At 68.1% G+C, this 23968-nt stretch carries 25 protein-coding genes and 2 tRNA genes; 17 read left to right on the forward strand and 10 right to left on the reverse strand.

Annotated elements, in window-relative coordinates:
• The first annotated feature begins 8 nt into the window (after positions 1–8).
• The 4 genes from serA to ABLE94_RS01985 all read left to right on the forward strand — a co-directional run bounded on the left by serA (position 9) and on the right by ABLE94_RS01985 (position 4087).
• Positions 9–1604 carry a phosphoglycerate dehydrogenase gene (gene serA, locus ABLE94_RS01970; protein ID WP_348806686.1) on the forward strand — a complete coding sequence of 532 codons (1596 nt, stop codon included), beginning with the start codon at positions 9–11 and terminating at the stop codon, positions 1602–1604.
• Positions 1601–2611, forward strand: coding sequence for a 3-isopropylmalate dehydrogenase (locus tag ABLE94_RS01975; RefSeq protein ID WP_348806687.1), 1011 nt, complete (start codon positions 1601–1603; stop codon positions 2609–2611). Before serA ends, ABLE94_RS01975 begins: the two co-directional genes overlap by 4 nt.
• Before the next feature lie 124 nt (positions 2612–2735).
• Positions 2736–3086 carry a GntR family transcriptional regulator gene (locus ABLE94_RS01980; protein ID WP_348807903.1) on the forward strand — a complete coding sequence of 117 codons (351 nt, stop codon included), beginning with the start codon at positions 2736–2738 and terminating at the stop codon, positions 3084–3086.
• Positions 3083–4087, forward strand: coding sequence for a DUF1648 domain-containing protein (locus ABLE94_RS01985; RefSeq protein WP_348807904.1), 1005 nt, complete (start codon positions 3083–3085; stop codon positions 4085–4087). The genes ABLE94_RS01980 and ABLE94_RS01985 overlap by 4 nt, the downstream gene beginning before the upstream one ends.
• A gap of 14 nt (positions 4088–4101) precedes the next feature.
• On the opposite strand, the gene ABLE94_RS01990 is transcribed toward ABLE94_RS01985, so the two are convergent.
• Positions 4102–5316, reverse strand: coding sequence for an MFS transporter (locus ABLE94_RS01990; protein WP_348806690.1), 1215 nt, complete (start codon positions 5314–5316; stop codon positions 4102–4104).
• 129 nt (positions 5317–5445) lie between these two features.
• On the opposite strand from ABLE94_RS01990, the gene ABLE94_RS01995 reads away from it, so the two are divergent.
• From ABLE94_RS01995 to ABLE94_RS02020, 6 genes are all read left to right on the forward strand, one after another.
• Positions 5446–6219 carry a fumarylacetoacetate hydrolase family protein gene (locus ABLE94_RS01995; RefSeq protein ID WP_348806691.1) on the forward strand — a complete coding sequence of 258 codons (774 nt, stop codon included), beginning with the start codon at positions 5446–5448 and terminating at the stop codon, positions 6217–6219.
• A complete protein-coding gene (locus ABLE94_RS02000) occupies positions 6216–7040 on the forward strand; it encodes an alpha/beta fold hydrolase (protein WP_348806692.1) in 825 nt (274 codons plus the stop codon). Before ABLE94_RS01995 ends, ABLE94_RS02000 begins: the two co-directional genes overlap by 4 nt.
• 34 nt (positions 7041–7074) lie before the next feature.
• Positions 7075–8568: a glutamate--tRNA ligase gene (gene gltX, locus ABLE94_RS02005; RefSeq protein WP_348807905.1), complete on the forward strand. Its 1494-nt coding sequence runs from the start codon at positions 7075–7077 to the stop codon at positions 8566–8568.
• A gap of 84 nt (positions 8569–8652) precedes the next feature.
• Positions 8653–8724: transfer RNA gene (locus tag ABLE94_RS02010), tRNA-Gln, on the forward strand.
• 18 nt (positions 8725–8742) lie between these two features.
• Positions 8743–8815: transfer RNA gene (locus ABLE94_RS02015), tRNA-Glu, on the forward strand.
• A gap of 107 nt (positions 8816–8922) precedes the next feature.
• The gene (locus ABLE94_RS02020) at positions 8923–9150 is read left to right on the forward strand and encodes a hypothetical protein (protein ID WP_348807906.1); all 228 of its coding nucleotides are present in this window, start codon (positions 8923–8925) and stop codon (positions 9148–9150) included.
• 200 nt (positions 9151–9350) lie between these two features.
• Here the strand turns inward: ABLE94_RS02020 and ABLE94_RS02025 are convergent, their stop codons facing one another.
• A complete protein-coding gene (locus tag ABLE94_RS02025) occupies positions 9351–9848 on the reverse strand; it encodes a PPOX class F420-dependent oxidoreductase (protein ID WP_348806695.1) in 498 nt (165 codons plus the stop codon).
• Between the two features lie 63 nt (positions 9849–9911).
• On the reverse strand, positions 9912–10643 hold the full coding sequence (locus tag ABLE94_RS02030; protein ID WP_348806696.1) for an IclR family transcriptional regulator: 732 nt from the start codon (positions 10641–10643) through the stop codon (positions 9912–9914).
• Between the two features lie 103 nt (positions 10644–10746).
• On the opposite strand from ABLE94_RS02030, the gene leuC reads away from it, so the two are divergent.
• The 3 genes from leuC (at position 10747) to ABLE94_RS02045 (ending at position 13641) form a co-directional block, all read left to right on the forward strand.
• Complete coding sequence (leuC, locus tag ABLE94_RS02035) at positions 10747–12180, forward strand: 3-isopropylmalate dehydratase large subunit (protein WP_425476117.1); 1434 nt, start codon at positions 10747–10749, stop codon at positions 12178–12180.
• A 101-nt stretch (positions 12181–12281) separates the two neighbouring features.
• Complete coding sequence (gene leuD / locus ABLE94_RS02040; protein WP_348806698.1) at positions 12282–12869, forward strand: 3-isopropylmalate dehydratase small subunit; 588 nt, start codon at positions 12282–12284, stop codon at positions 12867–12869.
• 184 nt (positions 12870–13053) lie between these two features.
• Positions 13054–13641 (forward strand): HU family DNA-binding protein, encoded by a 588-nt coding sequence (locus tag ABLE94_RS02045; RefSeq protein ID WP_348807907.1) that lies wholly within the window; start codon positions 13054–13056, stop codon positions 13639–13641.
• Between the two features lie 142 nt (positions 13642–13783).
• Here ABLE94_RS02045 and ABLE94_RS02050 read toward each other — a convergent pair whose 3' ends face one another.
• From ABLE94_RS02050 to cofC, 3 genes are all read right to left on the reverse strand, one after another.
• Positions 13784–14743 carry an NUDIX domain-containing protein gene (locus ABLE94_RS02050; protein ID WP_348807908.1) on the reverse strand — a complete coding sequence of 320 codons (960 nt, stop codon included), beginning with the start codon at positions 14741–14743 and terminating at the stop codon, positions 13784–13786.
• Between the two features lie 75 nt (positions 14744–14818).
• Complete coding sequence (locus tag ABLE94_RS02055) at positions 14819–17002, reverse strand: RNA degradosome polyphosphate kinase (RefSeq protein WP_348807909.1); 2184 nt, start codon at positions 17000–17002, stop codon at positions 14819–14821.
• A 59-nt stretch (positions 17003–17061) separates the two neighbouring features.
• On the reverse strand, positions 17062–17823 hold the full coding sequence (gene cofC, locus ABLE94_RS02060; RefSeq protein ID WP_348806702.1) for a 2-phospho-L-lactate guanylyltransferase: 762 nt from the start codon (positions 17821–17823) through the stop codon (positions 17062–17064).
• Positions 17824–17980: 157 nt separating this feature from the next.
• Here cofC and ABLE94_RS02065 point away from each other — a divergent pair, with 157 nt between their 5' ends.
• Positions 17981–18988 (forward strand): NAD(P)H-dependent glycerol-3-phosphate dehydrogenase, encoded by a 1008-nt coding sequence (locus ABLE94_RS02065; protein WP_348806703.1) that lies wholly within the window; start codon positions 17981–17983, stop codon positions 18986–18988.
• Between the two features lie 50 nt (positions 18989–19038).
• Here the strand turns inward: ABLE94_RS02065 and ABLE94_RS02070 are convergent, their stop codons facing one another.
• Positions 19039–19572 carry a DUF3515 domain-containing protein gene (locus ABLE94_RS02070; protein ID WP_425476129.1) on the reverse strand — a complete coding sequence of 178 codons (534 nt, stop codon included), beginning with the start codon at positions 19570–19572 and terminating at the stop codon, positions 19039–19041.
• 92 nt (positions 19573–19664) lie between these two features.
• Positions 19665–19910 (reverse strand): Lrp/AsnC ligand binding domain-containing protein, encoded by a 246-nt coding sequence (locus ABLE94_RS02075; RefSeq protein WP_348806738.1) that lies wholly within the window; start codon positions 19908–19910, stop codon positions 19665–19667.
• 158 nt (positions 19911–20068) lie between these two features.
• Here ABLE94_RS02075 and ABLE94_RS02080 point away from each other — a divergent pair, with 158 nt between their 5' ends.
• The 3 genes from ABLE94_RS02080 to ABLE94_RS02090 are packed head-to-tail and all read left to right on the forward strand — an operon-like array spanning position 20069 to position 22350.
• The gene (locus tag ABLE94_RS02080; RefSeq protein WP_425476130.1) at positions 20069–21091 is read left to right on the forward strand and encodes a thiamine-phosphate kinase; all 1023 of its coding nucleotides are present in this window, start codon (positions 20069–20071) and stop codon (positions 21089–21091) included.
• Between the two features lie 57 nt (positions 21092–21148).
• Positions 21149–21670: a gamma carbonic anhydrase family protein gene (locus ABLE94_RS02085; protein WP_348806706.1), complete on the forward strand. Its 522-nt coding sequence runs from the start codon at positions 21149–21151 to the stop codon at positions 21668–21670.
• Positions 21671–21672: 2 nt separating this feature from the next.
• Positions 21673–22350 (forward strand): uracil-DNA glycosylase, encoded by a 678-nt coding sequence (locus ABLE94_RS02090; RefSeq protein WP_348806707.1) that lies wholly within the window; start codon positions 21673–21675, stop codon positions 22348–22350.
• A 28-nt stretch (positions 22351–22378) separates the two neighbouring features.
• Here the strand turns inward: ABLE94_RS02090 and bluB are convergent, their stop codons facing one another.
• Together bluB and ABLE94_RS02100 are read right to left on the reverse strand one after the other, a co-directional pair.
• On the reverse strand, positions 22379–23035 hold the full coding sequence (gene bluB / locus ABLE94_RS02095) for a 5,6-dimethylbenzimidazole synthase (RefSeq protein WP_348806708.1): 657 nt from the start codon (positions 23033–23035) through the stop codon (positions 22379–22381).
• On the reverse strand, positions 23016–23861 hold the full coding sequence (locus ABLE94_RS02100) for an enoyl-CoA hydratase/isomerase family protein (RefSeq protein WP_348807910.1): 846 nt from the start codon (positions 23859–23861) through the stop codon (positions 23016–23018). The genes bluB and ABLE94_RS02100 overlap by 20 nt, the downstream gene beginning before the upstream one ends.
• Between the last annotated feature and the right edge of the window lie 107 nt (positions 23862–23968).

Here is a 23968-nt window from a genome sequence, read left to right on the forward strand (position 1 = left end):
GAACAAACGTGACCTCAGCAGGCCTGCCGGTCGTCCTCATCGCCGACAAATTGGCCCCATCCACCGTGGAAGCCCTCGGCGACGGCGTAGAGGTGCGCTGGGTGGACGGTCCGGACCGTCCCAAACTTCTCGAGGCCGTCGTCGACGCCGACGCGATCCTGGTTCGATCCGCCACCACCGTCGACGCCGAGGTGCTCGACGCCGGTAAGAAGCTGAAGATCATCGCACGTGCCGGCGTCGGACTCGACAACGTCGACGTGCCCGCCGCCACCGAACGTGGCGTGATGGTGGTCAACGCGCCCACCTCCAACATCCACACCGCCGCCGAGCATGCGATCGCCCTGCTGATGTCGGCGGCGCGACAGATCCCGGCCGCCGATGCGACGCTGCGCGAGCACACCTGGAAGCGCTCCTCGTTCAACGGTGTGGAGATCTTCGACAAGACCGTCGGCGTCGTCGGACTCGGCCGCATCGGGCAGCTCGTCGCCGCCCGGCTGGGGGCCTTCGAGACCCACGTGATCGCCTACGACCCGTACGTGTCGCCGGCGCGTGCCGCCCAACTCGGCATCGAACTGGTCTCCCTCGACGAACTCCTCGAGCGCGCCGACTTCGTCACCGTGCACCTGCCCAAGACGCCGGAGACCCTGGGACTCATCGGGGCCGAGCAGCTCGCCCGCACCAAGAAGGGGGTCGTCATCGTCAACGCCGCCCGCGGTGGCCTCGTCGACGAGCAGGCCCTGGCCGACGCGATCACCTCGGGACAGGTGCGCGCCGCCGGCCTGGACGTCTATGCCACCGAGCCGTGCACCGACTCCCCGCTGTTCGAGCTCCCGCAGGTCGTCGTGACTCCGCACCTGGGAGCCTCGACCAGTGAGGCACAGGACCGCGCCGGCACCGACGTCGCCAAGAGCGTGCGGCTGGCCCTGGCCGGACACTTCGTGCCCGACGCGGTCAACATCGTCGGCGGTGCCGTCGACGAAGAGGTCGCCCCGTGGCTGGAGATGGCCCGCAAGCTCGGTGTGCTCGTCGGCGCGATCAGCTCCGAACTGCCGAGCTCGATCGTCGTCGATGTCCGCGGTGAGTTGGCGTCGAGCAAGGTCGACGTGCTCGGTCTGTCGGCCCTGCGCGGTCTGTTCGAGGCGGCCCTCGAGGAGCCGGTGACCTTTGTCAACGCCCCCAAGGTGGCCGAGGATCGCGGTGTGACCAGCGAGGTCACCGTCGCCACCGAGAGCCCCAACCATCGCAGCGTGGTCGACGTCAAGGCGGTCTTCGCCGACGGTTCGGTGCACAACGTGGCCGGTTCACTCACCGAACCGCATCAGGTGGAGAAGATCGTCAACATCAACGGGCGCAATTTCGATCTGCGTGCCGAAGGCCTGAACCTGCTGGTCAGCTACGCCGATCAGCCGGGTTCGCTCGGCAAGATCGGCACCCTGCTCGGTGATGCCGGGGTCGACATCCTGGCCGCCGGCCTGTCGCAGGATGCCGAGGGCGGCGGCGCCACCATGGTGCTGCGCATCAGCCGCAAACTCGACGACTCGCTGGTCGACGCGATCTCGGCGGCGGTCGGCGCAACCCTCATCGAACAGGTGGATCTGTCATGAAACTCGCAGTAATAGCCGGCGACGGCATCGGACCCGAGGTCATCGGCGAGGCACTCGAGGTGCTGCGCGCGGTGGTTCCCGACGTCGACACCACCGACTACGACCTCGGTGCGCGTCGTTACCACCGCAACGGTGAACTGCTGACCGACGCCGACCTCGATTCGCTGCGTGAGCACGACGCGATCCTGCTGGGCGCGATCGGTGATCCGTCGGTGCCCTCGGGCATCCTCGAACGCGGTCTGCTTCTGAAGATGCGGTTCGCGCTCGATCATCACGTCAATCTGCGTCCGTCGCGGCGTCTGCCGGGGGTGACCTCACCGCTGGCCGGTGATCCCGACATCGACTTCATCGTGGTCCGGGAGGGCACCGAGGGTCCCTACACCGGCAACGGCGGTGCGATCCGGGTCGACACCCCGCACGAGGTGGCCACCGAGGTCAGCGTCAACACCCGATTCGGGGTGGAGCGTGTGGTGCGCGACGCCTTCGAACGGGCCACCCGCCGCCGTAAGCACCTCACCCTGGTCCACAAGACGAACGTGCTGACGTTCGCGGGATCGCTGTGGAGTCGCACGGTCGCCGAGGTGGGCAAGGAGTTCCCCGACGTCACCACCGATTACTGCCATGTGGACGCGGCCACCATCTACCTGGTGACCGATCCGGGACGCTTCGACGTCATCGTCACCGACAACCTGTTCGGCGACATCATCACCGACATCGCGGCCGCGGTGTCCGGCGGTATCGGCCTGGCGGCGTCGGGCAACATCGACGCCACCCGCACCAACCCGTCGATGTTCGAGCCGGTGCACGGCAGCGCGCCCGACATCGCCGGGCAGGGCAAGGCCGATCCCACGGCGGCGATCCTGTCGGTGGCGTTGCTCCTCGACCACGTCGGCCGGTCCGATGACGCGCGCCGCGTCGAGAAGGCGGTCGCGGACGATCTCCTCGAGCGCGACGGCGCGCAGCTGTCGACGTCCGAGATCGGCAAGCGCATCCGAGAGCGGCTGTAGCGCAACCGCTTCGGCGTAGCTTTCGTTCATCAGACACCGATGGCCGGTCCCGAACAGGGGACCGGCCATCGGTGTTCGGTCGGCTCCACTTGTTCTAGTTGCACTAGAACTATAGGATCAGGGTGTGTTGATTCGCATCGATCCGACCGATCGGACGCCGATCTTCGCCCAGATCGCGTCATCGGTCCGCCGGTCGATCGCGGACGGAGAGGTGCATCCCGGAGAGCGACTGCCGGCGGCACGCGAGTTGGCCGCGTCCCTGGACGTCAACATGCACACGGTGTTGCGCGGCTACCAGATTCTGCGCGACGACGGACTGGTCGAGTTGCGACGGGGCCGCGGCGCGGTGGTCTCCGCGCACGCACCGGTTCGCGCCGAGATGGGTGATGCGCTCGACCGTCTGGTGGAGGTGGCGCGGCGGTTCGGCGTGAGCGCACCCGAACTGGCTGCGGAGATCACGAGGAGGATGACATGAACGACGTTCGACCGGCCCCGACGTCACGGTCGCTGTGCATTGTGGTGGCGATCGTGACCGTTCCGGCGGTGACGATGGCCCTCACCGGTGCCCTCGCCCTGACATCGTGGTGGCCCGACCTGCCCGATCCCGTTGCCTCCCATTGGGGTTCAAGTGGAGTCGACGGCACCAGCAGCCTGTTCGGCGTATGCGTCACCCTCGCCGCGGTAATCGTCGTCGGAGCCGTCGTCGGCGGCCTCGCGGTGGTCGGTGCGGCCACCGGCCGAGTGGCCGACTCGCGCGCACTGCGATGGATCCTGGCCCTGGCCAACGGTTTGTCCGTCTTCGTGACCGTGCTGCTGCTCGGTGCGATCGAGGCGCAGCGCGGCGTCACCGACATCCATCGGGTGTCGGTACCTGCCCTCGCGATCGTCGTCGCGGCGGTGTGTGGGCTGAGCGCCGCGGCGCTGTCGGCGATCGCGGTACCGTCGTGGCCGTCGCCCCGACGTGATCCCGTCGGTACGGTGCCCACCGCGCAACTCGGTGCGGCAGAACGCTTTCTGTGGCAGCGCCGGGTGGCGATGTCGACGATCCCGATGATCGTCGTGATCGCGTCATTCGGAACGGTGATCATCGTCGCGGCCGTGACCGGGCTGTGGTGGTTGCTCATCCTGGTGGCGGTGCTCACCATGCTGATGGCGGCATTCTGGTCGGTACGGGTGACCGTCGACCGCAACCACCTCGCCGTGCAGAACGCGATCGGATGGCCGCGAATCCGGGTCCCGATGACCGACATCGTCCGCGCCGAGGTGGTGAGGGTGCACGCGCTGCGTGACTTCGGCGGCTACGGTCAGCGGATCGCCATACGCGGACCCCTCGCCGGCGCACAGGGATTCGTGCTCCGATCCGGAGACGCGTTGCTGGTCACCCGATCCGACGGGCGGCGTGACCTCGTCGTCGTCGACGACGCCGCGGTGGCCGCGGGGCTCATCAATGCGACTGTGGCGCAGGAGATGACGTAGCCGGAGTTCCTGCTCTACCGGCTCACCGGCTCCGGCCGGGGTGCCGGGTCATCGGGTACCAACGGTGCGGCGATGGCCGGGGCGATCGCCCCGGCGGCGAAGGCGAGGGGAAATCCGACGGCGGTGATGACGGCCCCGAAGATCGGTGTGGTGACCGCGGTCGCGAGGTACTGCGCCGTGTTCTGCACGGCCAGTCCGCGTCCACTCCAGCGCGGGCCGGCGAACTCGGCGATCGCGGTGAACGCCAGGCCGTTGTCGGCCACCGACGCGATCGACGCGATCACCATGAGCACCACCGACATCGAACTGTCGCGCCAATCGGTGAACGCCAACACGCCCATCGACAGTCCGGCGGCCACGGCGATCACCCGGATCGGACGCATTCTCGACAGCCACGCATCCGACCATCGACCGGCCGCGATCCGTCCGAACGCCCCGATGGTCTGGGTGATGGTGACCAGGATCCCCGCCGTCGCCGGAGACCATTGCCGTGCCACGATCAGCCACGTCGGCACGAACGTCCAGAGCATCGACTGCGGGATCACCAGCAGCACACTGACCGCGTGTACCCGGGCCAGGAACCAGCTCTGCCGGTAGGGATTTCGGGTGGATTCCGGTGCGGTGCCGTCGGCTCGGCGCAGCGGTGGATCGGCGATTCCCAGCAGGCATGCGAGCAGCCCGATGAGCGTGACGGCGACCGGAACCACCAGGGCCGCAGCGATTCCGTGCCGTTCGGCGAGTACCGGCATGGTCAGCGCGCACACGGCGATGCCCAACGGCTGTGCCATCTGCCGCACACCCATCGCCGTGCCGCGTTGTTGCGGTGGGAACCACCCGACCACGATCCGCCCGGATGCCCCGTTGGCCGCGCCCGACCCGAGCCCGCCCATGAACAGGCAGATCGCCAGTACCGAGAACGGTGCCGAGGTGGCGGCGGCGATCGCGGTGGCCACCGCGCCGAGAAGGGTGATCGACAGGGACGCCGTCAGGATCAGCCGTTCGCCGTGGCGGTCGAGCAGGGCACCCCAGCCGAGGATCGCCAGCATCAGACCGACGGTGGGAACGGCGGCCAGGACCGATGCCTGCGAGACGGTCATGCCCGAGGCGTGCAGTGCCGGGATGAGATAGGCGACGCCACTGACCACGCAGGTGGTCGTCATCGCGGCGACCAGCGAGCAGATGAGCATCACCCACCTCCGGGTGGTGCCGACGTTCTCGACAGTGCGCATCACACCTCCGCAGGATCGGGCGAATCTCAAATAATGAGAATTCGTTTCCACATTCTAGAACCGGATCGTGCCGCGGGACCAACCGACGTCTCGAAGTGTGGACATCTGGGGTGCGATACCCTCGCACCTATGCGCCTAGGTCGAATCGCCAGTCCGGACGGTGTCGCTTTTGTCTCCCTCGACGATTCCCCGGAGGGGATCGTCGCCAAGGAGATCGCCGAGCATCCGTTCGGCACACCGACGTTCACCGGACGCTCGTGGCCGTTGGCCGACGTCCGACTGCTCGCGCCCATCCTGGCCACCAAGGTCATCTGCATCGGCAAGAACTACGCGGCACATGTGGCGGAGATGGGTGGGCAGGCACCCGCATCGCCGGTGATCTTCCTCAAGCCGAACACCTCCATCATCGGTCCCGAGGTGCCGATCGTGCGGCCGCCGTCGTCGGAGCGGGTCGACTTCGAGGGGGAGTTGGCCGTCGTGATCGGACGGCCCTGCAAGGACGTCAAGGCCGCCGATGCCAAGAGCGCGATCCTCGGCTACACGATCGCCAACGACGTCACCGCGCGTGATCAGCAGTCGATCGACGGTCAGTGGACCCGGGCCAAGGGTTATGACACCTTCTGCCCGCTCGGCCCGTGGATCGACACCGACTTCGATCCCGCCGACGCCCAGATCACCACCGAACTCGACGGTGAGGTCCGTCAGCGCAGCCGCACCTCACTGATGCTGCACGACGTGGGGGCGATCATCGAATGGATCTCCCGGGTGATGACGCTGCTGCCCGGCGACGTCATCCTGACCGGCACACCCGACGGGGTCGGTCCGATGGTGGCCGGACAACGGGTGTCGGTCAGCGTCGAAGGCCTGGGCACCCTGACCAATCCGGTGGTGGACAAGCCGTGACCGCGCCCGCGCAGACCGTGCGAGTCAACGGGATCGACATCGCCTACGAGGTCGCGGGAACCGGTCCACTGGTCGTGATGGTGATGGGCACCGGAAGTCCGGGCCGGGTGTGGAAGGCCAATCAGGAACCGGCGCTGCGCAAGGCCGGCTATCGCGTGGCGCTCTTCGACAACCGGGGTATCGCGCCGTCGTCGGAGTGCGCCGAGGGCTTCACCCTCGACGACATGGTCGCCGACACCGCGGCGCTGATCGAGCATCTCGGCGGACCGGCGTTGGTCGTCGGGACGTCACTGGGTGCCCGGATCGCCCAGGAACTGGCCCTGGCTCGCCCCGACCTCGTCCGCGGTGCGGTCATGCTGGCCACCTATGGCCGCAATACTCCACTGCAGGAAGCGATTTCGGCGGGGGAGCGCGCGCTCTACGACCAGGGCATCACCCTGCCGCCGGACTACGCGGCCGCGATCACCGCGCACCTCAACCTCTCACCGCACACCCTCGACGACGATCGCGCCGCCCGCGACTGGCTCGACATCATCGGGTTCTCCCCGCAGACGGTGACGCCGGGGGTGCGGGCGCAGCTCGAGTTGCACCACGGCGAGCTCAACCGTCTGGCCGCCTACCGCCAGATCTCCCGGCCGGCCCTGGTGGTGGGTTTCGCCGACGACCGCACCCTGCCGGCGAAACTGGCCCGCGAGGTCGCCGAGGCGATCCCCGGCGCCGAGTATGCCGAGGTCGCCCGGGCCGGCCACTTCGGCTATCTCGAGCAACCCGCCGAGGTGAACAAGCTCATCGTCGACTTCTGCGACCGCCACCGGGACTGACCTCGGCATCGGCGCATTCGATACGCTGAGCGCCATGGCCAGTACCGATCCAGTCAGCACCGACGCCTTCCGGGTTCGTTTCTGCCCGTCGCCCACGGGTACGCCCCACGTCGGCATGGTGCGCACCGCATTGTTCAACTTCGCCGCGGCGCGTCACCACAAGGGCACCTTCGTCTTTCGCATCGAGGACACCGACGCCGCACGTGACTCCCAGGAGTCCTACGACGCCATCCTGGAGTCGCTGCGGTGGCTCGGTCTGGACTGGGACGAGGGCCCCGAGGTCGGCGGTCCCTACGGTCCGTACCGCCAATCGCAGCGACGCGACATCCACCTCGACGTGGTGCGTCGCCTCCTGGAATCCGGTGCGGCCTACGAGGCGTACTCCAGCCCCGAGGAGGTCGAGGCCCGCCACCGTGCCGCCGGCCGTGACCCCAAGCTCGGCTACGACAACTTCGATCGGGAACTGACCGACGAGCAGCGCGCCGCCTACCGCGCCGAGGGACGCAATCCCGTTGTGCGACTTCGCATGCCGGATCGCGACATCGCGTGGGACGATCTGGTGCGCGGCACCACCACCATCAAGGCCGGCACGGTGCCCGACTTTGCGCTCACCCGCGCCAACGGGGATCCGCTCTATACCCTGGTCAATCCCGTCGACGACGCGATGATGAAGATCACCCACGTCCTGCGCGGTGAGGACCTGCTCAGTTCCACGCCGCGTCAGATCGCGCTCTACGAGGCGTTGATGGGTATCGGTGTCGCCGAGCGTGTTCCCGAGTTCGGACACCTGCCGTTCGTGATGGGGGAGGGCAACAAGAAGCTCTCCAAGCGGGACCCGCAATCCAGCCTGTTCCACCACCGCGATCGCGGCTTCCTGCCCGAGGGCCTGCTCAACTACCTGGCGCTGCTCGGGTGGGGATACTCCCACGAGACCGACGTGTTCACCCTCGAGCAGATGATCGGCGCGTTCGAGGTCGGCGACGTCAACTCCAACCCGGCCCGCTTCGACCAGAAGAAGGCCGACGCGATCAACGCCGAACACATCCGGATGCTCGAACTCGGCGACTTCACCGCGCGCCTCAAGAGCTACCTGACCGAGCACGGGCACCTGCCGGCCCGCGTCGATGACGCGGCGTTCGCCGTCGTCGCGGAGCTGGTGCAGACCCGCATCCAGGTCCTCGGCGATGCGTGGGGACTGATCTCGTTCCTCTACGTCGACGAGGCGGACTTCACCATCGACGAGAAGGCCGCGGCCAAGAATCTCGGTGCCGACGCCGTCGAGGTCCTCGACGCCACCATCGCGGCGACGGAGTCGTTGGACTCGTGGCAGACGACGGCGCTGCACGATGCCCTCAACGCCGCGCTGATCGACGATCTGGGCCTCAAGCCACGCAAGGCGTTCGGGCCGGTGCGGGTGGCCGTGACGGGCTCCGCGGTGAGCCCGCCGCTGTTCGAGTCGATGGAGTTGCTGGGCCGCGAGGTCAGCCTGGCCCGGCTGCGAGCGGCCCGCGAACTGGCCGGAAAATAGGCCCTGACCAGCCGATTTGTGGTTGCCCGGTAGACCTCTGCTAATCTATCGCAGGTTCTTTTCCGAGAGGAAAAGAGAAAACCTTGGGGTATGGTGTAATTGGCAACACAGCTGATTCTGGTTCAGCCATTCTAGGTTCGAGTCCTGGTACCCCAGCGACCACACAAGGTCCATGGCCCCGTCGTCTAGCGGCCTAGGACGCCGCCCTCTCAAGGCGGTAGCGCGGGTTCGAATCCCGTCGGGGCTACAAGAAGGCCCCCTTCCCGGAACACCGGGGAGGGGGCCTTTTTCTTACGCGTTCGCGCATGCGGCGCGCCGATCAGAGGGGGACCTGTGGGGTATCGGTCACTGCTGATGTCCGAAGACCTCCCCCTCGGGTTGCCCGAATGGTTCGTGCTCAAGTGGCGTGAGCAGTATCACTTCGGCCACGACCGGGACGGTCGGCCGGGCCTGCCCCTGGCAAGTCGGTCGGAGAAGAAGTTCTACGACGGCCCGCGCGAAGAGATTCTCACCGATCTGCAGCGAATCATCGCCGCCGAGAAGACCTGGCGGCATGGAGTCGACCTGGTGCTCCTGCATTAGGACGGCCAGATCACCTGGGTTCGGGTCACCGCCGACGAGGTGACCTTCGCCGAGTCACTGCTCTGGCGGCGCGTCGACGAGGTCATCCCCTTCTGCGGTCCCGGTTTCCCGGAGGAGTGAGCGCGGTGTGCTGTGCGAGCAACGCACGGTGAACGCGTTCGGGCGCACACTCGACGCATTCGGACGCCCACTCGACGGGGTCAGAGGTATTCGGCGGTCGACCCCGACGCCGGCATGGCCGGGATACCCAACTTGCGGTGATCCCAGGACCGGGTCCGGTTCGGGATGAAGCGCACCGCCACCCGCTTGTTCATCATCTGCTCGACGAAGGGTTTGGACTCCTCGGTGTAGGGCGCGGTGTAGCGCTCCCACACCGAGATCCCGACCTTCAGGCAGGAGTCCGGATCGTCGAGGATCTCCGCGGTGCCCTCGATCGCGATGCCGCGCAACGTGTCGTAGGTGTCGCCGTCCTCGATCATCACCGAGCACGCGGGACTGCGGCGCAGATTGACCGCCTTCTGCGACTTGGCCTTGGTCTCGAACCAGATCTCACCGTCGACGACGCCGTACCACATGGCGACCAGATGGATCTGGCCCTGCGGGCCGGTGGTGGCCAGGGTCGCGGTGCGGCTGCGGGCGATGAAGTCGGTGATCTCGTCGTCGGACATGACGATCTGCTGTCTCTGATTGGTTCCCATGCCCGTTGACGCTAGTGGGTCGAATCCGGGTGTGGTAACCCAGATCACGTTTCTGGCGCGAACTCAGCCCTGGGTGACGAGGCGTTTGTGGATCGCGTCGGCGGCCGCGAGAAGGTCGGCGGCCCACCGGGCCCCGGGGCGGCGGCCCATCCGGTCGATCGGGCCCGACACCGAGATCGCCGCGATCACCTCGCCGTCGGCGTCGCGCACCGGGGCCGAGACGCTGGCCACGCCGGCGGCCCGTTCGCCCGCGCTCTGCGCCCACCCACGCCGCCGGATCTCGTGCAGCGCACGGTCGCTGAACACGCTGTCGGCCAACAGTGAACGCTGGGTGTGCGGGTCGGCCCAGGCGAGCAAGACCTTGGCCGCCGACCCCGCGCTCATCGGGAACCGGGTACCCACCGGCACGGTGTCGCGCAGTCCGGTCGGTGGTTCCATCGCGGCGATGCAGACGCGTTCGGAGCCCTCGCGGCGATAGACCTGTACCGATTCGCCGGTGATCTCGCGCAGGCGTGGCAGCACCATCAGGGATGCCTCGCGGACGAGATCGTGTGCGGAGGAGGCCAGTTCGTTGAGTGCGGGACCCGGGTACCAGCGCCCCGCGGCGTTGCGTGCGAGCAGGCGATGGGTCTCCAGGCCGACCGCGAGACGATGGGCGGTGGCCCGGGGCAGTGCGGTGCGGTCACACAACTCGGTGAGATTGCACGGTGTTTCGGCGATGGCGCGCAGCACGGTCACCGACTTGTCGAGGACTCCGATTCCGCTGGTCGGTTCCGATGCGCTATCCTTTCCCATAGGACGATACTAACTGTCCAAATAGTGAGATGCACGTCGATGGCCGATTTCAGCCCACTTCGGTCGCCGCCCCGACGTGACCGAGATGGATGTGAGTGCAGCCATGACGAACAGCCCGACCGGCGCCGCGCAGCACGGCGCACCGCGCACGCTTGCCGAAAAGGTGTGGGACGACCACGTTGTCGTTCGCGGGAACGGCGATCAACCCGACCTCATCTACATCGACCTGCACCTCGTGCACGAGGTGACCAGTCCGCAGGCCTTCGACGGTCTGCGCCTCGCCGGGCGTCCGGTGCGGCGCCGCGACCTGACGATCGCCACCGAGGACCACAACGTCCCGACCATCAAGACCGACCTGATCGCCGATCCGGTCTCGCGCACCCAGGTGGAGACCCTGCGCCGTAACTGCGAGGAATTCGGCATCCGGCTGCATCCGATGGGCGATGCCGAGCAGGGCATCGTGCACGTGGTCGGCCCGCAACTGGGGCTGACGCAACCGGGAATGACGGTGGTGTGTGGCGATTCCCACACCTCCACGCACGGCGCGTTCGGGGCGCTGGCGATGGGCATCGGCACCTCCGAGGTCGAGCATGTGCTCGCCACGCAGACGCTGTCGCTGCGTCCGTTCCGGACGATGGCGATCACCGTCGACGGTGAGTTGCCCCCCGGCGTCACGAGCAAGGACCTGATCCTCGCGGTCATCGCCGAGATCGGAACCGGTGGCGGACAGGGTTATGTGCTCGAGTACCGCGGCCCGGCCATCGAGAAACTGTCGATGGAAGCCCGGATGACCATCTGCAACATGTCGATCGAGGCGGGTGCGCGCGCCGGCATGATCGCGCCCGACGCCATCACCTACGACTTCCTCAAGGGACGTCCGAACGCGCCGCAGGGCGACGACTGGGATGCCGCAGTGGCCTACTGGGATTCGCTGCGCACCGACGACGGGGCGCAGTTCGACGCCGAGGTGCACATCGACGCCACACGGTTGTCGCCGTTCGTCACCTGGGGTACCAACCCCGGACAGGGCGCGCCGCTCGGCTCGGTGGTGCCCGACCCCGCCGACTTCGGTGACGAGAACGCCGCCACCGCCGCGGCGAAGGCCTTGCAGTACATGGATCTGGCCCCCGGAACCCCGCTGCGCGAGGTCTCCGTCGACACCGTCTTCGTCGGATCGTGCACCAATGGCCGCATCGAGGATCTGCGTGCGGTCGCCGAGATCCTCAAGGGCCGCAAGATCGCCGACGGTATGCGGATGCTCGTCGTCCCGGGTTCGATGCGGGTGCGGGCGCAGGCCGACGACGAAGGGCTCGGCGACATCTTCACCGCGGCGGGAGCCGAATGGCGGCAGGCGGGATGCTCGATGTGCCTGGGAATGAACCCCGATCAGCTCGCTCCCGGCGAGCGCTGCGCCTCGACGTCGAACCGGAATTTCGAAGGCCGACAGGGCAAGGGCGGTCGGACGCACCTGGTCTCGCCGGCCGTGGCGGCCGCGACCGCCGTCCGCGGAACCCTGTCCTCCCCGGCCGACCTTTAGGGCGGCTAGCGGTCCGAAGCTCCGGATTCGTTCAGGCGCTTCTCAACTCCAGATCAACCCTGCCTCAGGCATACCTCACCTCACAGAGCGGAGCCACCCCCATGGAACCCTTCATCTCCCACACCGGGATCGGGGTGCCGTTGCGCCGCAGCAACGTCGACACCGATCAGATCATCCCTGCCGTCTACCTCAAGCGGGTGACGCGAACGGGTTTCGAGGACGGACTCTTCGCCGGATGGCGTAGCGACCCGGACTTCATCCTCAACGCCGAGCCCTGGAGCCACGGCTCGGTTCTGGTGGCCGGACCGGACTTCGGAACCGGATCGTCGCGCGAGCATGCCGTCTGGGCGCTGTCCGACTTCGGTTTTCGGGTCGTCATCTCGTCCCGGTTCGCCGACATCTTCCGCGGCAACGCCGGCAAGGCCGGCCTGGTCGCCGCGCAGGTCGAGCAATCCGACGTCGAACTGCTGTGGAAGCGACTCGAGGAGCAGCCGGGTCTGGAATTGACGGTGAGCCTTCCGGAGCGGACCGTGACCGCCGGAGACCTCGTGGTGCCGTTGACAATTGACGACTACACCCGCTGGCGTCTGATGGAGGGTCTCGACGACATCGGACTGACATTGCGGCAGGTAGAAGCCATTTCCGAGTACGAAAGCGGCCGTCCGTCTTTCAAGCCGGTGACCATGTAGAGTTCGGGATCTGCCCGCGGCACAACCCCGCGAGGCCATCGACGGAACGTGGTTGCGCACCTCACATTTTCGCAACACGGCCCGTCGATTGGCGTGGAAGATGGACGTTTTCGTCTTCGACGTTTACCGTGTGGGGTTAGCTGGCCTCAACCGATCGGTCAGAACAGCTTGCGGAGGTATTCCCATGAACAAGGCAGAGCTCATTGATGAGCTGACCAAGAAGCTCGACGCGGATCGCAAGACTGCGACCGAAGCCGTCGAGCTCGTCGTCGACACCATCGTCCGCGCGGTCAACCGCGGCGAGAGTGTGACCATCACCGGATTCGGTGTCTTCGAGAAGCGTCGCCGCGCACCGCGCGTCGCCCGTAACCCGCGCACCGGCGAGACCGTGAAGGTGCGTGCCACTTCGGTTCCGGCGTTCCGCCCGGGCGCGCAGTTCAAGGCCGTCGTCGCCGGCAAGCAGAAGCTGTCGGCCTCGGGCCCCGCGGTGAAGCGTGGCGCCGGTGCCGCCGCCCCGGCCAAGAAGACCGCGGCGAAGAAGACCACCACGGCCGCCAAGAAGGCCCCGGCCAAGAAGGCCCCGGCCAAGACCACCGCGGCCAAGAAGGCCCCGGCGAAGAAGGCTCCCGCCAAGACCACCGCGGCCAAGAAGGCCCCGGCGAAGAAGGCCCCGGCCAAGACCACCGCGGCCAAGAAGGCCCCGGCAAAGAAGGCTCCCGCCAAGAAGACTGCGGCCAAGAAGGCTCCCGCCAAGAAGACCACGCGCCGCTGACGTTCGCGTCGGCGACTCGACACACCGCACAACTCACCCCTGACGCCCTTCCCTCGTCAGGGGTGAGTTGCTGTGTGGAGACGGCACTTCCGGCGGCGGAGCGGCACGCGGGCGGTCGATGCCGGCCGATGCCCCGGACGACTCAGCCGGTCTGCAGTGGAAGCGGACTGTCGACGTGGTCGGCGGCCACCAGCCGACCGTCGTCGAAGGACAGCACCCACACGCTGCCCTTGCGGTTGCGCGCCGGCGGCAGTTCGACGTTGTCGAGCCCGGCCCACCACGCGAGGAGTGGCTCAATCACCTTGCCCTGACTGCACACTGCCCGCACCTGGCCCGGACCCGACGTGGTGGCGAGTTCGCGGAACCGACGGCGGGTCGATTCCGGATCGGCGGCGTAGGCCTCCTCGGACAGGGCCGGCTCGTCGACGATCGGCAGCCCGGTCGCGCTGCTCGTGGGTTCGAGGGTCTGCACGCACCGCACCCGGTCGGCGCTGTGGAGTTCGGTGACGCCGTATGCATTCAGCAGCGGCGCCAGTGCCGCGGCCTGCGCGCGGCCCAGTGTGTCCAGCGGGCGTAGCCGATCGTCTCCGCGGTACTTCGACCGGCGGCCTGCGCGGGCATGCCGGATGATCACGAAGGTCGTCAGATCCACCGGCAGGCGGACGAACTCGCGGAGCACCTTGCGGTCGAGTCGGTAGCTGAGCAGGTGATCCGCCTGATCCACCGGCAACCACTCGATGGCATCCACCTCGTGGTTGGGCTCGAATCGACCGCTTGTCGACTCCGCCGACCAGTAGCGGACGTGCTTGCGCCCGTTGGGGAGATCGTAGGACACCGTGGACAACAGGCGCCCCAACCGGGTGTGGTGACCGGTCTCTTCGGCGATCTCGCGCACCGCGGTGTCGATCAGGGTCTCGCCGTCATCCGTCTTGCCCTTGGGGAGCGTCCAGTCGTCGTAGCGCGGGCGGTGGACCAGCCCGATCTCCACGGACTCACCGCTGTGGCGCCACAACACACCGCCCGCCGCCCAGATCGTCTTGGCGCCCGGGGACGATCCGGACGTGCGTTCCCGGTCTGCGGATGATCCCTGTGACTTCGACATCGCCGCAGATACTAGTACGCGCGGGTTATCGGCAGGTGTCGGCAGGCGGCACGATGCGCCCGCACCCGGGCGTACTCACGCACCCTGATCCCGGCGGTGATTGCGCCGCATCATCTGTCGCTGGTGATCACGGACCTCCTCGCCGGCCGCCGGCGACGCCACCCAGCTGCCGTCGGAGTGCAGCACCCAGCAGCGGGTTCGGGGATCGAGGGCAGAGGAGAAGATGTCGTTGAGTTCTCCGGTCAGCCGTTCGTCACGCACCTGCACCATCACCTCGATCCGTCGATCGAGGTTGCGGTGCATCATGTCTGCGCTGCCGATCCAGTACTCGTCGGCGGCACCGAAGTGCAGGATGCGGGAGTGCTCGAGGAACTGGCCCAGGATCGAGCGCACCGTGATGTTGTCGCTGACGCCCGGCATGGCGGGTCGCAACGCGCAGATCCCGCGGACCACGATCTCGACGGGCACCCCGTTCTGCGACGCCCGATACAGCGCGTCGATCACCTGCTCGTCGACAAGCGCGTTGGCCTTCAAACGAATTCGGGCACGCTCGTTGCCCTCGTGAAAGGCGGTGATCTCCCGGTTGATACGTTCGATGATGCCCGAGCGAATCCCGTTCGGGGCCACCAGGATGTTGCGGTACTCCTTCTTCCGCGAGTATCCGGTGAGCGTGTTGAACAGGTCGGTCAGGTCCGCGCCGATGTCCGGTGCGGCGGTGAGCAGACCCACGTCCTCGTAGAGCCGCGCGGTCTTCGGGTTGTAGTTGCCGGTGCCGATGTGGCAGTACCGCTTGATCGTCGAGCCCTCGCGACGGACCACCAGACATGTCTTGCAGTGCGTCTTGAGGCCCACCAGGCCGTAGACCACGTGCACGCCGGCCTGCTCGAGTTGCCGGGCCCACTTGATGTTGGCCTGCTCGTCGAAACGCGCCTTGATCTCCACGAGGGCGACCACCTGCTTGCCGGCCTCGGCGGCGTCGATCAACGCGTTGACGATCGGCGAATCGCCGGAGGTGCGATACAGCGTCTGCTTGATCGCGAGGACCTGCGGGTCGGCGGCGGCCTGCTCGATGAACCGCTGCACGCTCGTGGAGAACGAGTCGTAGGGGTGATGGACGAGGACGTCACCCTCGCGCAGCGTGGAGAACACACTCTTGGGGGTTTCCCGTTCGCCGAAGGCCGGATGCGTTCCGGGGACGAAGGGCCGGTCCTTGAGGTGGGGTCGGTCGAGCGCGTACACCTCGAACAATGCCGACAGATCCAGCAATCCGGGTACCTGGATGACGTCGGCCGGGTTGACGTCGAGTTCGCGCAGCAACAACTCGAGCATGTGCTCGCTCATGTCGTCGGCCACCTCGAGACGGACCGGTGACCCGAACCGCCGACGGGCGAGTTCTCGTTCGAGTGCCTGCAGGAGGTCCTCGTCGCGATCCTCCTCCACCTCGAAATCGGCGTTGCGGGTGATCCGGAAGACGTGGTGGTCGACGATCTGCATCTCGGGGAACAGATGCTCGAGGTTGGCCGCGATCAGGTTTTCCATCGGCAGGAGCACCGCGGGATGATGTCCGCGCGCGTCGGTCTCGGCCGAGCCCGGCGCGAGTTGGTCGACACGCACGAACCGATTGACGTTGTCGGGCACCTTGACTCGCGCGAAGTGCTCGCCGCCCTCGTGTGCATCCTTGACGGTGACCGCCAGGTTCAGCGACAACCCCGAGATGTAGGGGAAGGGGTGGGCGGGGTCGACGGCCAGCGGGGTCAGGACGGGGAACACCTGCTCGTGGAAGTACTCGACCATCCGCGTCTGCTGATCGTCATCGAGTTCGGCCCAGGTGACCACATGAATTCCGTTGGCCACCAAGGAGGGCCGCACCGAGTCGAGGAAGACGCGGGCATGCCGGTCGGCCAGCGTCTGGGTGCGGCCGGCGATGCGCAGCAGCTGCTCGCGCGGCGACAGGCCGTCGGCGGAGCGGACCGACAGGCCCGTCTCGTCACGCCGTTTGAGGCCGGCGACCCGCACCATGAAGAACTCGTCGAGGTTCGAGGCGAAGATCGCCAGGAACTTGGCCCGCTCGAGCAGCGGAAGGGAGGTGTCCTCGGCGAGTGCCAACACCCGCGAATTGAAGTCCAGCCAACTCAGTTCCCGGTTCAGGTACCGGTCTTCGGGCAGATCGGCCGATTCTTCCGGCGTCAACGTCGCTGCGGGTGGGGCGCCGGGGATCGCCGTCACGGTCTGCGTCCCGGTGTCGTCTGCTGGGGTCACCGGTCAATGATGACGCATCATCGGATTCTCGCGCAGCCGCACCTGTCACCTTCGGTGCTTCACCCACGTCCGCCGGCATCGTGGGACGGGTCGATCCCCAGCGCCGCCCGGGTGTGCCGCCCGAGTCCCAGCGTCCAGGCGCGACGCAGATCCGCGGCGGTGTCGACGTCGGTGCGCAGATCCGCCCAGCGGCTCCGGGTGGCGTCGAGATCGACGGCCCCGTCGGCGCGGTGCGCGGCCGCCGAGTCGATTCCGAAGCGCGGCAACACGTTCAGTTCGACCGGGCGCAACAGCATCGCGGTGCCGTCGCCCGCGGCGTCGGTGACCAGGGCCTGCGGCAGGGCACCGGCGGCGTCGATGACCTGCCGGATGCTGTGTGCGTCGGCCGCCGGCAGGTCCGCCTGCACCAGCAGCACCCGTGGGCACTCGGGTCGATGACGGCGGATCCAATCGATGCCCTCGGCGTAGGCGTGGTTGAGCGACGGATCGGTGCGCGGAACCTCGCGGACCGCGTGGGCGCCGGCGGCGGTGACCTCACCCAGCACCTCGGCATCGGGGCTCACCACGACGATCGGGTCCAGACCGGCGAGGTGGACGGCGGTCATGGTGTCCAGGAGCATCGCCAGCACCAGGGCACGGTGATCCACCGGTCCCCGCCCGATGCCCGCGATCGGCAGCGACGCCGCGAGTCGGGTCTTGGCCGCGTCGAGGTTCTTGACCACCAACACCGCGCCGATCCCACCGCCGACCCCATTGCCGATCGCGCCGCCGAGGGCATGCGGTGCCGCGCTGTCGCCACGCACCACGCCTTCGGGTCTCACGTCACCATGATGGACGACGGGCGACGAGCCCGACGAGCGGGTGTGGGCAACCCGGGCCGGGGCGCCGGGATCGGGATTCGACGGAAAGTTCACGACGCGGCGGCGGCGGGACACTAGGGTGAGAGCGACGTTCGGTGAGCAGCGAAGGATGTGACACGTGCGCGCGGTGGTGATGGGTGCCGGTTCCTGGGGTACGGCGGCGGCGAAGGTCCTCGTCGACGCCGGCACCGATACGACGATCTGGGCACGGCGGGCCGAACTGGCCGAGCGGATCAACGCCGAGCACACCAATCCCGATTACCTCCCCGGTATCTCGTTGCCCGAACAACTGCGCGCGTCCAGCGTCATCGCCGAGGTGTTGCCCGACGCCGACATCGTCGTGTGCGCGGTGCCCTCACAGTCGTTGCGGGACAATCTGAGCGACTGGACCCCGCATCTGCGATCGGATGCCACCCTGGTGTCGTTGGCGAAGGGTATCGAGACCCACACGCTGATGCGGATGAGTGAGGTCATCGCGGAGGTCACCGGATTCGACGAGGCCCAGATCGCGGTGCTCACCGGGCCCAATCTGGCGCGGGAGATCGCCGAGGGGCAGCCGGCGGCGACGGTGATCGGGTGCGTCGACGAGGCGCGTGCCACCACCCTCCAATCCGCCTTCGCCACCGGGTATTTCCGTCCGTACACCAACACCGACGTCGTCGGCTGTGAGATCGGCGGGGCCGCCAAGAACGTCATCGCGCTGGCGTGCGGGATGGCCAGCGGTGTCGGTTTCGGCCAGAACACCCTGGCCACCATCATCACCCGCGGGCTGGCGGAGGTCATCCGGCTCGGTGCGGCGCTCGGCGCCGAGATCGAGACACTCGCCGGGTTGGCCGGAATCGGTGACCTGGTGGCGACGTGCTCGTCGCCGTTGTCGCGCAACCGGACCTTCGGTGCCCGCCTCGGTGAGGGGGCGACGATGGAGGAGGCCCAGGAGGCCACCCACGGTCAGGTCGCCGAGGGCGTGAAGTCGTGTACGTCGGTGCGTGCCCTCGCCGAGAAGCACGGAGTGTCGATGCCGCTGACCGATGCGGTGCACGGGGTGTGCCACTCCGGGGTGTCGGTGGCCGATGCGGTGGCGTCACTGTTGGGGCGCACCACCAAACCCGAGGTGTACCGGGACTGACCCTGGTGCCGCTGACCCTGGTGCCGCCGCCTCGCGGTGCCCTGTCTGCGTCAGCCGAAATCGAGTGGGCCCGACGGCAACACCTTGCCGATCGCCGCGGAGACATCGGTGATCGAGGCGTTGCCGCCGCTGACCGGCACCCACAGGGCCACGTAGGGACGATGGTCGACGCACACGTAGGCCTGGCCCCGTCCGTCGATGGTGTCGGTGATGAACCACTGGACGCCGTTGACCGTCTGCAGGCGGCTCGACGGGGCGAGTTCGGCGGGACGATCGACCCCGCAACGCACCGTCACCGGGTCACCGTCGTCGGTGCCGGACCAGGTCGCGGTGTCGCCGTTGACCGACTTCGACCCGAATCCCTCGAAGGTGTTGGGCAGCGCGGCAAGCAGTTTCGCACAATCAGCGCTCACCGCCGACTCGGCGGAGGCGTAGGAGGCGATGGGTGTGTCGCTCGACTGGGCCGATTTCATCGCCGCGAACGTGATGAATCCGACGATGACCATCACCGGGACGGCGACGAGGGTGGCGATCAGTGCCGGACTCAAGCGGGGACCGGACCCGGTGTCGGGAGAACTCACCAGCCCACCCTAGGGCATGTCTCCGTACACACTGTTCCGGTCCGGATCGACCCGGGATCTGCATCGCACCGCCCCGACGCCGGGCCTCGTGGCGCTCAGTGGCCGGTGGTCACCACCGGGCAGGTCAGGGTCCGGGTGATGCCGTCGACCTTCTGGATCTGGGGGACCACGTCGTTGCTCAGGTGCGCGGCGTCGGCAGCATCCACACGGACGATCACGTCGTAAGGTCCGCTGACCTCCTCGGACGAGGCGACCCCCGAGATCTCTGCGATGGTCGCTGCGGCCAGTGCCGCCCGTCCGACCTCGGTCTGGATCAGTATGTATGCCTGAACCACGGCCATCCTCTCGATGTCTGCCACGTCGCGGGAATCGGGCTGATGACCCCGCCGCGGTGCGGTGGCGATCGGGGGAGACAGACCCGCGGACCACTACACTGCTGGCACACATTGTCGCTGACAACCTCGCGGGAGGCGAGTCGGCAGCAGAATCGAAGGGGCTCATCGTGCCGTCCGACGCCGTCCGCGACCCCGATGTACCCGGACCCGACCGCGCCAAGACGCTGGCTGAGGTCGGTGAGCGCGCGATCATCGCGATGTTCACCACAGCGGCCGCCGACGGTGGTCCGGACATCGTCATCGGGTCGGGTGACGACGCCGCCGTCCTCGATGTGGGACCGACGGTGATCAGCACCGACACGGTGGTGCAGGGGCGCCATTTCCGGCTCGAGTGGTCCACTCCGGCCCAGATCGGTGCGCGCGCGGTGGTGCAGAGTGCCGCCGACATCGCCGCGATGGGTGGTCGCACCGTCGGCGTCGTCGTCTCGCTGGCCTGTCCGGCGGACATCGGGGTGGGATGGTTGCTCGACCTCAACGGGGGGATCGTCGACGCCGCCCACGCGCTCGGTGCCCGTGTGCTGGGCGGTGATCTGGTCGGCGCCGACGAGATCGTGGTGGGTATCACGTCGGTGGGAGCACTCGACGGACTGGCCCCGGTCACGCTGTCGGGGGCCCGCGCCGGGGATGTGCTGGCCGTCAGTGGACCATTGGGTGCGGCGGCCGCGGGTCTGGCGGTGATCGGCCGGTCCGGGCCGGCCCCGTTGGCGCGCTGGCGTCGCGACGCCGATCCCCGGGCCACGGTCACCGAGGCATTCCTGGTTCCCGCACCCGATCTCGGCGAGGGGATCCGGGCGGCACGCGCCGGCGCGCACGCCATGACCGACATCTCCGACGGCCTCGTCGAAGAGCTGGTGACCATGTCGGTGTCGTCGGGGGTTGCTCTCGCGGTCCGCAGTGAACTGATTCCGCGGCTGCCGGCGGTGACCGACGTGGCCGCGCTGCTCGGTGCCGACGCCGACGAGTGGGTGCTCACCGGAGGGGAGGACCACCAGTTGCTGGCGGCGCTGCCGCCCGCGGCCGTGCCATCCGGCTGGGTGGTGATCGGCGAGGTGTCGCCGGGGCCGGCGTCGGTCACCGTCGACGGTCGGCGGGCCGACACGATGCACGGCTGGCAGGCCTTCGGCTGAGCTCACCCCGGGGTGGGGTGGGCGAGGCCCCGCTCGCCGGGTGATTAGATCCTCGGTATGGCGATTTACGCACTCGACGACCGAGTACCCGATCTGGGAGAGGACGTCTACGTCCACCCCGACGCGACCGTCATCGGTGCGGTGACACTGGCCGACGGGGTGTCGGTGTGGCCGGGTGCGGTCCTACGTGGTGACTACGGCACGATCACCATCGGGAGCCGCACCAACATCCAGGACGGCACCGTCATCCATTGCACACCGGTCGACCCGACGGTGATCGGTGCGGGATGTGTGGTCGGCCACAACGCGCACATCGAGGGCGCCACGATCGGTGATCACTGCCTGATCGCGTCGGGATCGGTGGTGCTCAACGGATCCCGCATCGGGGAGGGTTCCATCGTCGGCGCCGGCGCGGTGGTGCCGTTCAACGCCGAGATCGGCGAACACTGCATGGCGCTGGGGGTTCCGGCTCGGGTGCGGGAGGGATACCGGGTTCCGGTCGGGCACATCGACCTGAACGTGGACATGTACTTCCACAACGCGACGCACTACCGGACCGCACTGCGGAGGATCGACTGACCATGGCGCCCAAATCCCTTGCCGAACTGATCGATCCGGGCTGGGCCCGGGCACTGGAACCGGTGGCCGACGTGATCACCGCGATGGGACAGTTCCTGCGTGACGAGAATGCCGCGGGCCGTGGCTATCTGCCCGCCGGGCAGAATGTGTTGCGCGCGTTCACCCAACCCTTCGACGAGGTCAGGGTGCTCATCGTCGGGCAGGATCCGTACCCCACACCCGGACACGCGGTGGGGCTGAGTTTCTCTGTCGCGCCCGATGTCTCGCCGATTCCGCGGTCACTTGCCAACATCTACACCGAGTATTGCGACGACCTCGGGTACCCGCGTCCGAGCAACGGTGACCTCACGCCGTGGTCCCGGGCGGGAGTGCTGCTGCTCAACCGCGTCCTCACCGTCGCCCCGGGGCAGTCGGCATCGCATCGACGCAAGGGGTGGGAGGCGGTCACCGAATGCGCGATCAAGGCGCTGGTGGATCGTGACGAGCCTCTCGTCGCGATCCTGTGGGGGCGCGATGCCGCCGATCTGGCGCAGTGGATGCCCGACGTTCCCACGATCATCTCCGCGCACCCGTCGCCGCTGTCGGCGAGTCGGGGATTCTTCGGATCGCGGCCGTTCAGCCGCGCCAACGACGAACTCGCCGACCTCGGTGGCGATCCCGTCGACTGGCGGCTGCCCTGACCGGCGCCGGTCGCCCGGGGCCGGTTGTTCAGCGGACGAACCTGCGCGCGTGCGGGTCGGTACGGGCCTGCCATCCGACGCGTTCGAGTTCGGGTACCTCGCCGGTGGTTTCGGGATATCCGAGGCAGAGGTAGGCGGTCAATCGCCACGAGTCGGGCACCGCCAATGTCGTTGTCGCGGCGTCGGCGTCGAGGATCGACACCCATCCCAGACCGATCCCACGGGCCCGCGCCGCGAGCCACAGTGTTTGGATCGCCGCGACGGACGAGTAGGCCAGTGTCTCCGGCATGGTGGCGCGGCCGAGACCATGACCCTGCAGGCAGGCCTCGTCGGTGAACACCGCAAGGTGGGTGGGCGCCTCGTCGAGGCCGGCGAGTTTGAGGTCGGCGTAGGAGCGGGCCCGGTCCCCGTGATAGCCGGCGAGGGCGTCGGCGTTGGCCGCGACAAAGTTCGCGCGGATCTGCGCACGAGCCGACGCCGAGGAGACCTCGACCCATCGCCAGGGCTGCGAATTGCCCACCGAGGGTGCGAGTTCGGCGCGCTCGAGAATCGACTCGAGCAGTTCCGGGTCGAGCGGATCGACTCGGAAACGACGAACGTCGCGACGCAACCGGAGCAGTACGTCGAGCTCGGCGAGGAAGTCGGGTCCGAAGCCGGTCTCGGCGTCAGTGTCCGCGGGCGGCACCGAAATCCGGACGTCGCTTCCCGCTGAAGGCGTCGACACCCTCGGTGCCCTCCGGTTCGCCGCTGCGCGCCGAGATCGACGCCGCTTCGGCCACGAGATGTTCGGCGAGGGAATCGGTGGTCGACGCGGTCAGCAGCCGACGGGTGGCCGACAGCGCCGAGCGGGGGCCGGCGGCGAGTTTCTCGGCGACGGCGGTGGCCTCGGCGGCCACCTCGGTGTCGTCGACGATGCGCGAGAGGATGCCGATCGCGAGGGCCTCCTCGGCGTCGATCACACGGTCGGTGAGGATGATGTCGCGTGCGCGCGCCAGACCGACGACGCGGGGCAGCATCCACGACATCCCGCCGTCCGGGGTGAGACCGATACCCGGATAGGCCGGCCGGAGTTTGGTGGCGGGACCGCCGATGGCGATGTCGGCGTGCAGGACGATGCTCATGCCCGCGCCGGCCGCCCAGCCGCTCACCGCGGCGACCACCGGGCGGTCGGCGGCGGCCAGTGCGAGGACGAAGGCGTGGAAGTTGTCGGCGAGGCCCCGCAGGTAGGTCGGGCGGTGCTCGGCGGCGGCGAAGGCACGGACATTGCCGCCGGCGCAGAAGTTCGCACCGGTTCCGCGCAGCAGGATGGCGCCGACCTCACGTTCGCCGCGGGCCACCTCGTGCAGGGCGGCGGTGCCGTCGGCGAGGGCACGGTCATCGAGGGAGGTTCCGGCGGCCGGACTCGACACGGCGATCGTCAGGACCGATCCGGTCTGGGTCACCGGTGAGGTGGTCGCGGTGTCGGTCGTCGCGGTGTCGGTCGTCGTCGGTGCTTCGGTGGTCCCTGTCATGCAGGTCACCTTATCCTCGGCACGCAAAAGACCCGACCCCGGGCCGAGCGTTTGCTCGGTGGGTCGGGTCTGCGCGACGATATCCACTGGTCCGAGGACCAGAGGCG

The sequence above is a fragment of the Gordonia sp. VNK1 genome (genome assembly GCF_040049135.1).
Lineage (GTDB): Bacteria > Actinomycetota > Actinomycetes > Mycobacteriales > Mycobacteriaceae > Gordonia > Gordonia oleivorans.

What these genes read in the sequence shown, in the direction of transcription:
- ABLE94_RS01975 (WP_348806687.1), top strand. Translation starts at nt 1,601, where the DNA reads ATGAAACTCGCAGTAATAGCCGGCGACGGCATCGGACCCGAGGTCATC.
- ABLE94_RS01985 (WP_348807904.1), top strand. Translation starts at nt 3,083, where the DNA reads ATGAACGACGTTCGACCGGCCCCGACGTCACGGTCGCTGTGCATTGTG.
- ABLE94_RS01990 (WP_348806690.1), bottom strand. Translation starts at nt 5,316, where the DNA reads ATGCGCACTGTCGAGAACGTCGGCACCACCCGGAGGTGGGTGATGCTC.
- ABLE94_RS01995 (WP_348806691.1), top strand. Translation starts at nt 5,446, where the DNA reads ATGCGCCTAGGTCGAATCGCCAGTCCGGACGGTGTCGCTTTTGTCTCC.
- gltX (WP_348807905.1), top strand. Translation starts at nt 7,075, where the DNA reads ATGGCCAGTACCGATCCAGTCAGCACCGACGCCTTCCGGGTTCGTTTC.
- ABLE94_RS02020 (WP_348807906.1), top strand. Translation starts at nt 8,923, where the DNA reads ATGTCCGAAGACCTCCCCCTCGGGTTGCCCGAATGGTTCGTGCTCAAG.
- ABLE94_RS02025 (WP_348806695.1), bottom strand. Translation starts at nt 9,848, where the DNA reads ATGGGAACCAATCAGAGACAGCAGATCGTCATGTCCGACGACGAGATC.
- ABLE94_RS02030 (WP_348806696.1), bottom strand. Translation starts at nt 10,643, where the DNA reads ATGGGAAAGGATAGCGCATCGGAACCGACCAGCGGAATCGGAGTCCTC.
- leuC (WP_425476117.1), top strand. Translation starts at nt 10,747, where the DNA reads ATGACGAACAGCCCGACCGGCGCCGCGCAGCACGGCGCACCGCGCACG.
- leuD (WP_348806698.1), top strand. Translation starts at nt 12,282, where the DNA reads ATGGAACCCTTCATCTCCCACACCGGGATCGGGGTGCCGTTGCGCCGC.
- ABLE94_RS02045 (WP_348807907.1), top strand. Translation starts at nt 13,054, where the DNA reads ATGAACAAGGCAGAGCTCATTGATGAGCTGACCAAGAAGCTCGACGCG.
- ABLE94_RS02050 (WP_348807908.1), bottom strand. Translation starts at nt 14,743, where the DNA reads ATGTCGAAGTCACAGGGATCATCCGCAGACCGGGAACGCACGTCCGGA.
- ABLE94_RS02075 (WP_348806738.1), bottom strand. Translation starts at nt 19,910, where the DNA reads ATGGCCGTGGTTCAGGCATACATACTGATCCAGACCGAGGTCGGACGG.
- ABLE94_RS02085 (WP_348806706.1), top strand. Translation starts at nt 21,149, where the DNA reads ATGGCGATTTACGCACTCGACGACCGAGTACCCGATCTGGGAGAGGAC.
- ABLE94_RS02090 (WP_348806707.1), top strand. Translation starts at nt 21,673, where the DNA reads ATGGCGCCCAAATCCCTTGCCGAACTGATCGATCCGGGCTGGGCCCGG.
- ABLE94_RS02100 (WP_348807910.1), bottom strand. Translation starts at nt 23,861, where the DNA reads ATGACAGGGACCACCGAAGCACCGACGACGACCGACACCGCGACGACC.